General features: G+C 71.5%; 11 protein-coding genes. 5 read left to right on the top strand and 6 right to left on the bottom strand.

The genetic code is table 11. The features are described 5' to 3' along the window. Nucleotides 1-81 precede the first annotated feature (81 nt). The 5 genes from AB0M83_RS21685 to AB0M83_RS21665 form a co-directional block, all read right to left on the bottom strand. On the bottom strand, nt 82-3,735 hold the full coding sequence (locus AB0M83_RS21685) for a family 78 glycoside hydrolase catalytic domain (RefSeq protein WP_364519632.1): 3,654 nt from the start codon (nt 3,733-3,735) through the stop codon (nt 82-84). Between the two features lie 153 nt (nt 3,736-3,888). Then, complete coding sequence (locus AB0M83_RS21680; protein ID WP_364519630.1) at nt 3,889-5,184, bottom strand: DJ-1/PfpI family protein; 1,296 nt, start codon at nt 5,182-5,184, stop codon at nt 3,889-3,891. A gap of 1 nt (nt 5,185) precedes the next feature. Beyond that, the gene (locus AB0M83_RS21675; RefSeq protein WP_364519628.1) at nt 5,186-5,578 is read right to left on the bottom strand and encodes a hypothetical protein; all 393 of its coding nucleotides are present in this window, start codon (nt 5,576-5,578) and stop codon (nt 5,186-5,188) included. A gap of 99 nt (nt 5,579-5,677) precedes the next feature. Then, on the bottom strand, nt 5,678-6,322 hold the full coding sequence (locus tag AB0M83_RS21670; protein WP_364519626.1) for a response regulator transcription factor: 645 nt from the start codon (nt 6,320-6,322) through the stop codon (nt 5,678-5,680). Then, entirely contained in the window at nt 6,319-7,401 is a 1,083-nt protein-coding gene (locus tag AB0M83_RS21665) for a sensor histidine kinase (RefSeq protein WP_364519624.1), read from the bottom strand. Before AB0M83_RS21665 ends, AB0M83_RS21670 begins: the two co-directional genes overlap by 4 nt. A gap of 115 nt (nt 7,402-7,516) precedes the next feature. Here AB0M83_RS21665 and AB0M83_RS21660 point away from each other — a divergent pair, with 115 nt between their 5' ends. The 3 genes from AB0M83_RS21660 to AB0M83_RS21650 all read left to right on the top strand — a co-directional run bounded on the left by AB0M83_RS21660 (nt 7,517) and on the right by AB0M83_RS21650 (nt 12,475). Next, nucleotides 7,517-10,096: a glycosyltransferase gene (locus AB0M83_RS21660; protein WP_364519622.1), complete on the top strand. Its 2,580-nt coding sequence runs from the start codon at nt 7,517-7,519 to the stop codon at nt 10,094-10,096. Next, complete coding sequence (locus AB0M83_RS21655; RefSeq protein WP_364519620.1) at nt 10,096-11,544, top strand: radical SAM protein; 1,449 nt, start codon at nt 10,096-10,098, stop codon at nt 11,542-11,544. Before AB0M83_RS21660 ends, AB0M83_RS21655 begins: the two co-directional genes overlap by 1 nt. A gap of 91 nt (nt 11,545-11,635) precedes the next feature. Next, nucleotides 11,636-12,475 (top strand): GH25 family lysozyme, encoded by an 840-nt coding sequence (locus tag AB0M83_RS21650; RefSeq protein WP_364519618.1) that lies wholly within the window; start codon nt 11,636-11,638, stop codon nt 12,473-12,475. On the opposite strand, the gene AB0M83_RS21645 is transcribed toward AB0M83_RS21650, so the two are convergent. Next, on the bottom strand, nt 12,424-12,747 hold the full coding sequence (locus tag AB0M83_RS21645; RefSeq protein WP_364519616.1) for a hypothetical protein: 324 nt from the start codon (nt 12,745-12,747) through the stop codon (nt 12,424-12,426). The genes AB0M83_RS21650 and AB0M83_RS21645 overlap by 52 nt on opposite strands. A 187-nt stretch (nt 12,748-12,934) precedes the next feature. Here AB0M83_RS21645 and AB0M83_RS21640 point away from each other — a divergent pair, with 187 nt between their 5' ends. Both AB0M83_RS21640 and AB0M83_RS21635 read left to right on the top strand, forming a co-directional pair. Next, complete coding sequence (locus tag AB0M83_RS21640; RefSeq protein ID WP_364519614.1) at nt 12,935-14,134, top strand: GDSL-type esterase/lipase family protein; 1,200 nt, start codon at nt 12,935-12,937, stop codon at nt 14,132-14,134. A gap of 91 nt (nt 14,135-14,225) precedes the next feature. Further along, nucleotides 14,226-14,615 (top strand): hypothetical protein, encoded by a 390-nt coding sequence (locus AB0M83_RS21635; RefSeq protein WP_364519640.1) that lies wholly within the window; start codon nt 14,226-14,228, stop codon nt 14,613-14,615. Nucleotides 14,616-14,634: the final 19 nt, after the last annotated feature.

Genomic DNA, 14,634 nt, shown 5'->3' with positions numbered 1-14,634 from the left:
GTTCGGTGCGTCTGACGCACCGAACGCCACATTGGGTGCGTCAGACGCACCGAACGCCACATTGGGGCGCTGGTCAGCCGGTCACGCCGGAGCGGTGAAGACGTACGTACCCGCGGGCACGAAGTACGACCCGGACGAGGACGGCACCGCTTCCGGCGGCGCCACGACCGAGCCCGGCCGGGACGTCGGCACCTGGACCGTCGCCGAGGCGCCGGCCGGGACCGTCACCCGCAGGGTCAGCTTCCCGGCCGAGATCGACCAGTCGCTGACCGCGTTGCCGTACGGCGTCTCGTACGCCGACTTCGCCGACGTCAACCCGCCGCCCGGCCACGGCGCCACCAGCAGCGACGCGTACCCGGGGGAGGCCGGCGACAGCCCGCCGACCGAGCGGTACAGGAAGTCGCCCACCGAGCCGAGACCGTAGTGGTTGAACGAGTTCATCCCGGGGTCGTTGAACGAGCCGTCCGGCTTGATGCCGTCCCAGCGCTCCCAGATCGTCGTCGCGCCGTGGCCGATCATGTAGCCCCAGCCGGGGAAGTCCGGCTGCAGCAGCACCTGGTACGCGACGTCCGCGTGGCCGTGCGCGGCCAGCACCGGCAGCAGGTTCTCCACGCCGAGGAACCCGACGGTGAGGTGCCCGTTCGCGGCGGCGACCCGAGCCGCCAGCTTGTCCGCCGCCGGCTGGACGCGGTCGGCCGGCAGCAGCCCGAACGCCAGCGCCAGCACGTACCCGGTCTGGGTGTTCGACCCGACCGTGCCGTCGGCGGCGGCGAACCGGTTCGTGAAGGCCGCCCCCACCTGGTCGGCGAGCGTCCCGTACTTCGCGGCCTCGTCCGCGTGCCCGGTGGCCGCGGCCATCCGCGACACCAGCCGAGACGACCACGCGAAGAACGCCGTCGAAATCAGGTCGTGCGGGGTCTCGTCGGTGACGTTGAGCCAGTCGCCGAACGTCTGGTGGTCGCGGATCAGGTCCGCACCGGACGTCGAGCGCAGGTACTCGACCCACTTGACCATCGCGGCGAAGTGCTCGTCGATCACGCTCGTGTCGCCGTACCGCTGCCACAGGGTGTAGGGCACGATGACGCCCGCGTCGCCCCAGCCCGCCGAGCCCGAACCGTCGAGCACGCCCGGCGCGACGTCGGTGAACGAGCCGTCGGCGTGCTGAGCGTCGACCAGGTCGTCGCTGAACTTGCCGAGGAAGTTCGCGACGTCGAGGTTGAACGTCGACGTGCCGGCGAAGATCCCGATGTCCCCGGTCCAGCCGAGCCGCTCGTCGCGCTGCGGGCAGTCGCTCGGCACGGACAGCATGTTCGAGCGCTCACCCCACAGGATGTTGTGCTGCAGCTGGTTCACCTGCGCGTTGGACGTCGTGAACGTGCCGGGCTGCGCGGCGGACGTCCACATCGCCCGGCCCGTCAACGTCGCCGCGGTCGGCGCCGAAGGCAGGCCGGTCAGCTCGACGTACCGGTAGCCGTGCACGGTGAACCGCGGCTCGTACGTCTCCGCGCTCCCGGTGCCCGCCAGGGTGAACCGGTCGGTCGCCTGCGCCGCGCGCAGGTTCGTCGTGTAGATCGTGCCGTCCGGGTTGAGCACCTCGGCGTGCCGCATGGTGACCGTGGTGCCGGCCGGGCCGGTCACGGACAGCCTGTTCCAGCCACTGAAGTTCTGGCCCAGGTCGGCCACCCACACGCCCGGCTTGGGCTGCGTCCAGGAGACGGGCTTGAACTCCTGCTGCACCGTGACGCCGTTGTCCACCTGGGACACGAGGTTCGGCTTCGCGCCGGTCTTGACGCGCGGAGCCGCCCAGGCGCGGTCGTCGAAGCCGGGCCGGTCCCAGCCGGTCGCGAGCCGGGCGTCGTACGTCTCGCCCTGGTAGAGGTCGTCGGCGCGGATCGCGCCGTCGCCGGTCTTCCACGTGCCGTCGGTCGCGACCGTGGCCGTCGTGCCGTCGGTGAACGTCAGCTTCAGCTGCGCCGAGTACCACGGTTCGGTGCCGTACTTCTGGCTGCCGGCGATGCCGACGCTGCCGGAGTACCAGCCGTTGCCGACCAGGGCGCCGAGGACGTTCTCGCCGGGCTTGATCTGCTTGGTGACGTCGGAAACGCGGTACTGCAGGCGTTTCGCGTAGTCGGTCCAGCCCGGGGCCAGGACCTCGCCGCCGACCTTGGCGCCGTTGAGGTGGGTCTCCTGCAGGCCGAGCGCGGTGGTGAGCAGCCGCGCGCTCGCGACCGGCTTCGACACCGTGAAGCTCTTGCGCAGCAGGGGAGCGGGCGCGCTCACGGCGACGTTCGCGCCCCACGGCCCGGTGCCGTACGCGGTCAGCGCCCGTGCCGCCGGCCAGGAGCTGTCGTCGAACCCGCGCTGCTGCCAGCCGTCCGGGCCGCTCTGGCTCGCCTTCCACGTGCCGTCGGTGCTCACGGTCGGTCCACCCTGGACGGTCAGCTTCGCGATCATCCCGGCCGGGCTCTGCGTGGTGTTCTCCGCGCTGACGGCGATCGTGTTGGTCCCGGCGGTCAGCAGAGTGCCGACATCGACGACGGCGGCCGTCTTCCACGAGTCGGGGACGCGGGGCGAGTCGCTGACCCGGGTGCCGTTGACCCACACCGTGGCGGTGTCGTCCCCGGTGACGACCAGGGTGGCCTTCGCCGGCGCCGCGGCGAGGTCGAAGGTCTTCCGAAAGAACCGGGTGGCCGGGGGCACGCCGCCGGCCGGATCGCCTTCGGGGTACCAGACCCAGCTCGCGCCGGCGAGGTCCGGGCCGGCCGTGGCGCGGCCGAGGAAGGCGCCGGTCCACTCGGCGGCCGGGTCGCGCAGCGCGGTTTCGAAGCGCTGCACGGCACTCCAGTCGCTCATCCGGCCTTCGCCGTCCCAGACGCGGACCTTCCAGGTGTAGGCGGTCAGCGAGGTGAGCGCCGGTCCGCCGTAGGCGACGTCGGCCTGCTGCGCGGACGTGACGCGGCCGCTGTCCCAGACGTCCTTGCCGCCGGTGGACAGCACGAACTGGTAGGCCGACTGCCGTTGCTGCGCGGCCGAAGACGCGAGCTTCCAGCCGAACCGGACCTGTGCCGGGTCGACGCCGAGGGGGTTCACGCGCTGCCCGACGGTGGCGCTCGCGACGGAGAGCGGCGTCTTGGCCGAGGCGCTCGGCGTGCCGACGCGCGTGCCCCACGGGCCGGTGCCGTAGGTGCCGAGGTCCCGGGCGGCGGCCCAGCTCCCGTCGGCGAAGCCGGGCTGTTCCCAGCCGTCCGGCGCGGTGGCCGCGCTCTTCCAGCCGGCTCCGGTCGTGACGTCGGTGGTACCCGACGCGGTCGTCACGCGCACCCGCCCGAGCAGGCCGGCCGCGCCGCCGGCGTTGCGGACGGCGACGGCCAGGGTGTTGACCCCGGGCGCCAGTGCGGGCCGGAGGTCCACCGTCAGCGCCGAGCGCCACGAGTCCGTGGTGCGCGCCGATGAGGCGAGGGGCTTGCCGTTGAGCCAGACGTCGGCGGTGTCGTCGCCGGTGACGACGAACCGGGCGTCGCTGACCGCGGCCGCGGGGACGGTGAACGTGGTGCGGAAGTACCGGGTCGCGGCCGGCGCGGAGACGCGGGCGTCCCCTTCCGGGTACCAGATCCAGTGCGCACCGCCCAGTTCCACCGGTGGAGCGGCGCCGGCCGGCGGAACCGCGGCGGCGGACAGGACCAGGATCGTGGCGAGCGTGGTGGTGGTCGCGCGCCAGAGCTTCGAGGGCAGCATGCGGGCTCCCTTACGGCGGGGACGGGACGAGATTTAAAACGTTTCAACCAGGTGCGATACGTGACTGTAATCACGAAATCACACGTTGGCAATACTCCACCGGGACGCACGCTTGGTGAATCGCTTCGAAGATCAGGGAAATCCTAAATCGTTTTAGGACTGTCGCTTCCGCAGTCGGACGACCACCGTGACCACCGCCGCGCCCAGCACGACCAGGGCGATCGGCAGCGCCGTGGGCAGCCAAGGCCAGGCCCGGCCTTCGAAGACGACGCCGTCGGTGGGCAGTTCCAGGACCTTCGCGGTCCAGCGCGCGGTCGCGACGTCCGTGCGGCGCGAGAGCGCGCCGACCGCGGTCTCGTAGGCGAAGCCGGGCCGGTCGTGGACGTACTCCGGGGCCGGGCCGCCGGGCGGCGTCGTCACCCCGCGCGTCGCGCCCGGCACGACCAACCGGTCGAGATCCGCCGTGGCCAGGGAACCCCTCGGCACGAAGGTCAGGCCGTGCCGCGACCGGATCGGAGCTCCGTCGACGCTCACGGCGAGCGTGCGCGAGGACAGCGACTGGCCTTCGGTGTCGAACACCGACGCGAGCTCGATCTCGCCGACGCCGGTGGTGAGCAGCACGCCGATCTCGTCGGGGTGCCAGCGGAAGCCGGCGTTGACGATCGCGGCCGCGTCCGGCATCGACGCCGGCGGGTGCACCGGGACCGTCGTGCCGTAGCGCTGCCAGCCGATCGCCTTAGCGGCGTCCGCCGCCACCTCGCGGCCGACCAGCCGTTCCACCCAGTGCAGCGTCCCGTCGATGCCGGACAGGATCCCGGCGGTGGTGACGACGTCGCCGTCGTCGACGAACCGCTGCCCGCGCACCCAGCGCACGGCCGGGTAGTCGCCGGCGAAGGCGTCGAGCTTCAGCCAGTGCGCGGTGGCCGGCCGGCCGTCGAGCAGGCCGGTGGAGGCGAGCACCCCGCCGCCGTTGCAGACGCCCAGCAGCTTCGCGCCGTGGGCGGCCTGTGTGCGAAGCCAGCTTTTGACCGGCTCGGTGCTCGGCTCGCCGACGTCCGGCAACGCGGGCACGACGACGAGGTCGGGCGCCTTCGGGCCGAGCAGGGCGGTGAGATCGCCGAAGCTCAGGTCGGGCATCAGGTCGAGGCCACCGGTCAGGGGCTTCGGCTCCCGCTCCGGCGCGACGGCGTAGACGTTGAACCGGCCGGTCGCGGCCAGGATCTCGTACGGCGCAAGAGCATCGGAGACGACGGCCCCGCGGTCGCCGACCACGACGACCGCGGTCGGCTTGGCCGGGTCGTGGACGGGCGGTGCCGCGGCGGGCACCGGCCGGTCCGGGCCGGGGGAGTAGAGCGCCCCGAACGCCGACAGCGCGGAGAGGGTCGCGCCGACGGCGGGGACGGCGAGCACGGCGACGACCAGCGCGAACCACTTCAGCACGGTCCGCACGTCAGTGCCAGTACTCGGCGCGGCGCCACACCATGGCGGCGAGCATCAGCGGGAACATGAGCAGGTGCCCGGCGACCATCAGGGTGCCGCCGCCGATCGCCCCGAGCCAGAACGGCACGAGCAGCGCGACGAACGGCAGGTACATGGCGGCGGCCATCTCGGCGATCCGCGGCCACGAATGCCTGCGCAGCAGCATGGCCGCGGTCATGGCGACGGTCATGTCCGTGGCCATGACGAGCGCGTCGGCGTCCGCGCGTTCCAGCCAGGCGGCCGGCCAGAGCGGGTGCAGCGCCATCATGCCGATGAGCATGGCGGCGACCATCTCGGCGTAGTGCCCGGTGAACCGGGCGAGCTTGCGGACGGTGGTGCGGGGTGGGGCGGCGGTGGTGGTCATCTCGGGTTCCCTCCAGTGCGGTTTCGCTCCTGGACGAGAATCGCGGGTGCCGGCCGCGCGGGGACGTGCCGGAAGTCATGACCCGGGTCATGTGACCGCTCAGAGCAGGCCGAGGTCCCGGGCCCGCAGCGCGGCCTGGGTGCGGTCGCGGGCGCCGAGCTTGCCCAGCAGGTTCGTCACGTGGTTCTTCACCGTCCCCTCGGCGAGGAACAGTTTCGCGGCGATCTCGCGGTTGCTGCGGCCGTCCGCGAGCAGGCGCAGCACTTCCCGCTCCCGCTCGGACAACGGCACCACCAGGGGCCGGGGAGCCGGTTCCGGCAGCTGCGCGAACCGCGCGACGACCTTCGCGGCGACCGACGGCTGCAGCACCGATTCACCGCGCGCGGCGGCCAGCACCGCCTCGATCAGCCGGGCCGACGAGACGTCCTTGAGCAGGTACCCGACCGCACCCGCGCGCAGGGCGGCGAAGACGTCTTCGTCGTCGTCGAACGTCGTCAGCGCGATGACCCGCACGGACGGGTGCTCCAGCCGCAGCCGGCGGGTCGCGGCGACGCCGTCGAGGACCGGCATGCGCAGATCCATCAGCACGACGTCCGGCCGCAGGGAAGCAGCCTGGCGCAGCGCTTCCTCGCCGTTGCCCGCCTCGCCGGCGACGTCGATGCCGTCGTGGGTGGCCAGCAGCGTGCCGAGGGCTTCGCGGAAGAGCGCCTGGTCGTCGACGAGCAGGACGCGGACCGGTGTCATCCCGGAACCTCCATGCTGAGCGCGCTGCCCTCGCCCGGCGCCGAGGTGAAGTCGAGCTTGCCACCCAGCTGCTCGGCGCGTTCCCGCAGCCCCAGCAACCCGAAGCCGGGGGACGCGCCGCCATCCGAACCGGCGCCGTCGTCGCGGACCACGACCCGGACCGAGGCGTCCGCGTAGGCCAGGACCAGCTCGACGCGGTCCGCGCCGGCGTGCTTGCGGACGTTCGTCAACCCTTCCTGCGCCGTCCGGAACAGCGCTTCGCGGTGTTCTTCCGGCAACGGCCGCTCGGCACCGGAGACCGCGAGCTCGGCCGGGACCCCCGCTTCGGAAACCAGCGCCCGCAACGCTTCCGGCAACGGCGCCGGCCGCGGTTCGCGCAACGCTTTCACCGAGCGGCGAACTTCGGCGAGGGCGTTCTCGGCCTGCTCCTGCGCCTTCGCGAGGACCTCGTCGGCCTTGCCCGGGTCGGTCGGCAGCACCGCCCGCGCGGCCTTGACCTGCATCTGGACCACGGTGAGCGAGTGCCCGAGCCCGTCGTGGATGTCCCGCGCGACGCGGTTGCGTTCCTGCGCCGTCGCCAGCCGTTCGGCCTGAGTGGCGTAGTCGCGCAGCTTTTCGTGGGCTTCGGCGAGTTCGCCGCGCGAGCGCTGTTCTCGCAGCAGCAGTTCGGTGATGACGGCCGCGAACAGCACCGAAACCAGGGTGCCGAGTCCCTCCCGCAGGCCTTCGCCCAGCGACATCCCGAGGTGCACCAGCGGCACCACCGCGATGACGAGCGCGATCACCGGCAGCGGCAGGCGCAGCAGCACGCACTGGCTGACCAGCACGACGAGGAACAACGTCGCCCCGACCCCGGCGCTGATCGTGAACGTCACGAAGGCCAGCGGCAGCTGGACACCGACGTACGCGGCCGGCCACGCCCACCCCTCGCGGCCGCGCACCCAGCCGAAGCCCAGCGTCGCGAACGCGGTGAAGACCGCGCCGAGAATCAACGCGAGCAGGGGCTCCCCGGACCCGAGGACCCCGAGCACGATCGAAAGGAAGGCGCCGCAGGTCAGCACCCCGAGGGCCCGGTTCATGAGGTCACTCTGGGGCGTCCGGCCCCCGCGGTCAACCACTCGCTCACGCGGCCGCCCCGGGCTCCGCCGCTTACGCTGGGGACGACGGCGAAGCCGAGACGGGAGTCCGACATCGATGTCAGTCCTCTGGGGCGTGTCCTTCGACGCCATTCCGCTGTCCGGGGTCGTGGTGGAGTTCCTCAAGACGGCGCGCCGGTTCGCCGGGCACCGGGTCCACCTCGACCTCGGCTACGACATCAAAGCCGACAAGGGCGCGTTCTTCCGGCCCTACCGCGACGAAGCCGAGCTGCTGCCCGGGTGGGTCACGCTCGACCGCGTCGAAGGCGTCGACGAAATCCCCGGCTACGACCGGGACTTCGTCGAGCGGGTCCTGCGCGAAGTCGTCCAAGACGGCGCCGGGACACTGCGTCCCGAGATCGACCGGATCGCGGGCGAGCTGGCCGGGAAGATCGTGGCCACCTGGGAACGCCTCGGCGTGACGATGGTGATGGTGGAGAACGGCACGCTGCCCGAAAACCTCACCTACACCGAAGCCCTCTACCGTGCGATCGACCGCTACGGCGCCCGCCACCGCCTCGGCCGGTTCGTGTTCTGGCGCGACCACGACCTCATGTGGCAGAGCGAACCGGGCATCGCCAAGTACGGCCGGTTCCCCTACCCCGGCGTCCCCGCGCCGCGGAACTCGCCGCACATCCACTACTTCGCGCTCCACGAGCAGGCGAAGGCGAAGACCCTGGAGTGGGTGCCGGACCTGCGGGCCATCGACGTCCTGCCCAACGCGTTCGCCATCGCGCCCGCCCGCGTCGACGAGCGCAACGCGGGTTTCCGGCGCGACCACGGCATTCCCGACGACGTCCCGCTGCTCGCCCGGATCACGCGGATCATCCCGCAGAAGCGCATCGACCGGGACCTCCACCTGCTGGCGCTGCTGCCCGGCGCCTGGCTGTTCGTCGCCGGCGACGTCGACGAGACCCCGGCGGAGCACGCGCGGCTCACGGACCTCGCGACCCGGCTCGGCGTCCGCGACCGGGTCGTCTTCGGCGGCTGGCTGACGCCGTACGACACCGCCGTGCCCGGCCGGTACTCGGTGCGGGATCTCCTGGCGCACGCGACGGTCGTGTCCTTCCTGACCTCCTACGACTACGAGAGCTACGGCAACCCGGTCAGCGAGGCGATCGCCTCCGGGACGCCGTACGTCACCAGCGGGTACGAGCTGTACGACGTCGTCTACGGCCGCAAGGGGTTCCGGGCGCCGGTGCTGGACATCCGGGCCCGCGACCTGCCGGACGCGGCGTTCGCCCGCGAGGTTTCCGAGCTGATCACCGACGAAGGGAAACGGGCGGAAGTGGTGCGGGCGAACTCCGAACTCGGGCAGGCGCACTTCGGGACGCGGGTCGTCGACGACCTCGTCGACCGGCTCTACCCGCCGCCGATGGGAGCCGGTACGCGGCTTTCCGTCGTGCTGCCGGTCTACAACGAGGCCGCGAACCTGCCGGCGGTCCTGCGGACGCTGCACGACCAGCGAGACGGCGACGAGCCGCTCGACAAGAGCCGGTACGAGGTCGTGCTCGTCGACAACAACTCGACCGACGACACCGTGGCCGTCGCGCGCGCCTTCGCGGCCGCCCACCCGGATCTGGCGCTGCACGTCATCCACGAGCCCGAGCAGGGCGTCTCGTGCGCGCGACGGGCCGGGATGGACTTCGCCGCGGCGCGCAGCCGCAACCGGCCCGACACCGATCCGGGCGAGCGGTTCTACCTCGTGTCGGCCGACGCGGACTGCCGCGTCGACCCGCACTGGCTGAGCGAACTGTTCGCCGCCATGGAATCGAGCAAAGCCGCGATCGGCGTCTGCGACTACTACTACAACCCCGAACACTTCACCGGACGGCCCCGGCTGTGGGACGCGATCCAGCGGACCCTGCGCTGCCGTGCCGTCACGTTTTCGCTGTTCGGCGGCTTTCCCGATGGGAAGGGCTTCGCCGTCGAGCGCGACGCCTACGAGCGCGCCGGCGGCATCGAGATCTTCTACCAGCTGCAGGACGGGAAGTTCGTCAGCCACCTCTCCGACGACTGGGACTTCGGGATCAAGGTCGCCAGCGGCGGCGACGCGATCACGTACGCGCCGCGCTCGCGCGTCGAGATCAACCCGCGCCGCGTCGACCATGCCATCGACGAGGTGATCGCCGGCCGGGCCTACGGCTCCGACGGCATCATCGTCATGCGTGACATCCGGCCGTCGACTCCGGCCGTCGCCGCGGACCTGACCGAGGCCGAGGCGCGGCAGGCGTGGGAGTTCTCCATCAAGGACTTCACGCCGAAGAACACGATCCTCCCGGTGCTGCTGACCCCGGCGCTCCTGGAGGACGACGCCGTCATCGCGTTCTTCGGCGCCGACTTGGCGGCGCGGCTCGCCCGGCGGATCGCCGAGATCCGCGACGAGATGCGCGTCGTCGACTTCACGCCGATCCACGCGTACAAGACGCCGTCGTACCGGCTGTACTTCGAGTTCGCCGACGAGCTGTTCGCCTGCCTGCGGCAGCACGTCGGCGAGGACATCGGTTTCCCGCCGCCGCTGCCGCCGTGCCTGGCGGAGATCCCGGCGGAGCGCTTCGCGGAGTTCGTCCACTACTACTGCGAGGACCGGGAATCCGGAGAGGCCCACAACTACTTCGGCAACGGAGGGGTGTTCTGATGACCCTCGCCTACGAAGAGGCGATCGGCTCGCTGCACACGCTCGACCCGGCGTGGCCGCGGCCCGCCGTGCTGGACGTCCTCGAGGCGCCGGAGAACCGGCACCTCCTCGACTTCGTGCAGGAGGACCCGTTCGGGGCGCACGTCTTCCCCGGCAACGTCCCCGGCACGCCGGCCGAGTTCCTGCGCGACCTGGACGCGCAGCTGGCTTCGTCGAGGCCGATCCACCTGTGGTCCTACATCCCGACGTGCGCGTACCGCTGCCGGTTCTGCCAGTACCCCGTGGTGCTGGTCAAGGGAAAACCCGAAGTGGCGTACGAGAAAGCGAAGCACTGGGTCGACCTCAACATCGCCGAAGCCCGGCTGTGGCTCGACGCCGTGCCGAACCTGGCCGGGGCGGAGGTGGGGGAGTTCAACGTCTTCGGCGGCACGCCGTCGCTGCTGCCGGAGCCGGAGATCCGCCGGCTCCTGGAGTTCTACCGCGCGGAGTTCGGGTTCACGCCGGACACGACGATCCGGTTCGAGGGCGACCCGAGCACGTTCACCCCGGCCAAGCTTTCGCTCCTTCGCGAGCTGGGGTGCACCAAGCTGTCGAGCGGGGTCCAGTCGTTCGACGACCACGTCCTGGAAATGTGCGGCCGCGAGCACAGTGCCGAGATGTGCGTCGACTTCGTCCGCAACGCACGCGCGCTCGGCTTCGAGTGGGTCAGCATCGACCTGATGTACGGCCTGCTCGACCAGACCCTCGACAGCGTCCGCCGCGACCTCGACGTCGTGCTGGAGAACGAAGTCACGGCCGTGGTGTGCACGAAGCTGCACCTGGCGTCCTACAGCGACACCCGCACCGGCGTCACCGGTGAGAAGCCGGCGGCGTGGCAGCTGCCGGCGTACCGGGACAAGCTGGTGCGCGACGGCCACCGCTGGCCGACGCTCGGCGAGCAGTACCAGATGCGCGAGCTCCTCACCGACGGCCTGCGCGGCGCGGGCTACACCGAGCACCCGACGATGTACTTCGCGCGCGCCGGCCTCGGGCCCGAGAAGTGGAAGGCCATCATGGTCGACCAGGACAAGCAGGAGGCCGAGGTCGCGATCGGCCTGGGCGGCAGTTCGAGCTGCCGCGCGTCCGAAGCGATCACCGACGTCAACTCGAAGCGGTACATCGAAACCGTGTCGGCCGGCCGCATCCCGCTGGGTTCGGCGACGCGGTTCACGCCGGAGGCCCAGGAGGCGCGGGCGGTGAAGATGGCGCTGACGACGTTGCAGCCGTTGCGAGACTCCTTGCACGCGGCGCGGTTCCCGGGGCGTTCGCTGTTCGCGGAACCGTGGCTCGGGAAGTTCCAGTCTCTGGCCGCGCGGGGCCTCGTCGAGCTGCGGCCGGACGACGGCGTCGTCGCCCTCACCCGGACGGGGGAGGTACTGGTCGAGGCGATCATCACCACCGAGCTATAGATCACTACATCGAGTGACACATCGCTCGCGGGGAGCGATAGGGGCAGGCACCATGGGGTTTGCCCGTGCCCGTACCGAGATCGGAGCCCCGATGAGCCGAACCGTTGCCGGACACGACGAACGACGGTGGCGGGCGAGGCTCGCCGGGGCGGGCGCGCTGGCCGCGTTCGCCTCGGTGGTCGTCGCCGTTCCCGCCGAAGCGGCGCCCGACTACTCGCTCGCCGGCACGAACTTCGCGGGCACGCAGATCGCTTTGCACGAAGGCGTCGTTCCGGGCTCCGCCCGGGCGGAGACGACCGACCAGACGCTCGGCCACGACGTGAGCGGGCACCAGGGCCCGGTCGACTGGGCCGCCGCGGCGGCCGGCGGCGCGAAGTTCACCTACGTCAAGGCGACCGAGGGCACCGGGTTCGTCAACCCGCAGTACGGGCAGCAGTACGACGGCGCGCACGCGGCGGGCCTGATCCGCGGCGCGTACCACTTCGCCCGGCCCGACATCTCGGGCGGCGCCGAGCAGGCGGAGTACTTCATCGCCCACGGCGGCGGCTGGCGTTCCGACGGCAAGACGCTCCCGGGCGCGCTGGACATCGAATACAACCCGTACGGCGACGTCTGCTACGGCAAGAACCAGGCCGACATGACGGCGTGGATCACCGACTTCACCCGGACCTACCTGGCGAAGGTCAAGCGCAGCGCCCTCATCTACACCAGCACGGCGTGGTGGAAGCAGTGCACCGGCAACGCGTCGAAGTTCGGGAACACGAACCCGCTGTGGCTCGCGCGGTACGGCCCGGAGGTCGGGGAGCTCCCGGCGGGCTGGGACAAGCAGAGCATCTGGCAGTTCGCGCGCGGCGGCGGCCTCCCGGGCGACCAGAACTACTACAACGGCCCGTTCGGCCGCGTCGTGGCGCTGGCCGGGGGAGCGGCTTGACGCTCCCAGCGACCGCTCAGGTCCGGCCACGGCGGCCTGCGCAGCACGGCGAGCGTACCGAGGGTCGCGGCGACCAGACCGGTTCCCACGGCCAGCAGCGCGACCCGTGTCGCGTCGACCGCCGGCTCGAACTTGGCCTGGCCCTCGCGGATCGCGAACACCCCGGGCGGGCTGGTCACGGTGATCACCGTCGTGCCGTCGGGTGTCTCGTACGGCTCGCCGAAGATCCGTGGGGTGCTTTCGCCTCGCCGTGGCAGGCCTCGCAGCGTCATGCCTGCTCATGCAACTCGAAAACCGGGCCGCTGACAAGATCGGACAAGCTGCTTGCCGCCTTCGTGACCGCCTCCCTACGATCGGTCGGGGAGTGGTGGCGCCCGACGTCACCACGAAGTCCTTTGTGGACCGGGAGGCACCGTGCGAGCAGCCCATCGAATCGCCCTTCTGGCCACGGTTTCCGCAGTGGTGGTCGCCTCGGCGCCCGTCGCGGACGGCGCGGGGCGCTCTTGGTTCACGTCGTGGGCGCAGTCGCAGGACGGGCACGCGGACGCAGCCGTGTCGAGCCAGTCGCTGCGGATGATCACCCACCTCAGTCAGGGCGGAGACGCTGTACGCGTCCGGCTCCAGAACACGTTCGGCACCGGGCCGCTGACCATCGGGCACGCCACCGCCGGGCTCAGTACCGAGGGCGCCGGGGTTTCGGGAGTGCGTGACCTGAGCTTCGCCGGCCGGTCCGCCGTCACGATTCCCGTCGGCGGCGACGTCTGGAGCGACGAAACGCGGCTCGTGACCCGTCCGGACACGAACCTCGCGGTGAGCATGTTCGTGGACGGCACGGCCACACCCGGCCGTCACGGTGCGGCGCTGCGGGACAACTACCTGAGCGCGCCGGGCTCGGGGGACCACACCGCCGACGCTTCCGGCGGGGCGTTCACTTCGACCGTCGGCTCGACCTACGTGGTCAGCGCCGTCGACGTGCACAACGCTTCTTTGCACGGGACCGTCGTCCCGTTCGGCAGCTCGGTGGTCGACGGCATCGGCAGCACGAACTGCGGGTCCGGCTGCACCCAGCTCGGCGCGGACCGCCGCTGGACCGACGACCTGGCGCGGCGGATCGTCGCGGAGTCGCCCGCTTCGGCCCAGCTGGCGGTGGCCAACGCGGGCGTCTCGGGGACGACGAGTGCGGCGTCGTGTCCTGGGATGCCGCCGTCGGTGGCGGGCCTGGACGCGGCGAGCCGCCTCGACCGCGACGTCCTGGCGCTGCACGGCGTCACGTCGGTGATCTACTACTACGGAACGAACGACCTCGCGTACGGCTGCGACGCGGCGACGATCCTGTCCAGTTACCGTGCGGTGTTCCAGCGGCTGCGCGCGGCCGGGATCGCGGTCTACGTCACGCCGAGCACGCCGCGTCCGGGGTACAACGACGCGGCGAACCTGGCGCGGCACGAGATCGCGCTGTTCGTCTCCCGCTGGTCCTCGTGCGCCGGCACGTGTTCCGGCGTGGTGAACTTCGACGAGGTCCTGAAGGACCCGCTGAAGCCGAACAGCATCCTCCCGGCCTACGACAACGGCGACGGCATCCACGCGAACGCGGCGGGCCAGCAGGCCTTGGCGGACTTCGTGTCCCTGCCGATGCTGGCCGGCTCCGCGCGCCGATGACCCGATCCGGGCGGGTTCTTCACACGATGGCGTGACTCCGCGAGTCGGAGCGACCGGACTGTGCCCGAGGGTCCCCAAAGTACCTCCGGTGATGAACAACTCGATGGACGACGCGGGCTGCTGCCTGCTGTCGGTGGCCTGGAACGTCGCCCCGCTGACCGAAGGGCGGCCGGAGTCCCGACGAGGTGACCTCCGGCGCACCGTCGTCACCGTGTGCCGGACCGCCGGGCACGGCGCCCGCGACTGGGCCACGCGGAACGGGACCGGCGCCGAGGCCGAGTACCGGCCGTTCCTGCAGCTCGCCGACGTCGCCTACGAGATCGCCACGCTGCTGCAGCTGGTCGAGGACTTCCTGGTGCCGGACCTGGAACGCGAGCACCGCCGCTGGGCCGAGATCGAGGAGCTGACCGCGCGGATGACAGAGCTGTCCGAGTGGACTTCCGCGTTCTTGAGCTTGTCAGGATCCGCCTTACGCGCGTAAGGTCCGTCCTGACAAGGGA

It is taken from the genome of Amycolatopsis sp. NPDC051106 (genome assembly GCF_040682775.1).
In the GTDB taxonomy this organism is placed as follows: Bacteria; Actinomycetota; Actinomycetes; order Mycobacteriales; family Pseudonocardiaceae; genus Amycolatopsis.
The sequence above is the reverse complement of the archived record's forward strand: the minus strand, read 5'-3'. Positions and strand labels throughout refer to the sequence as shown.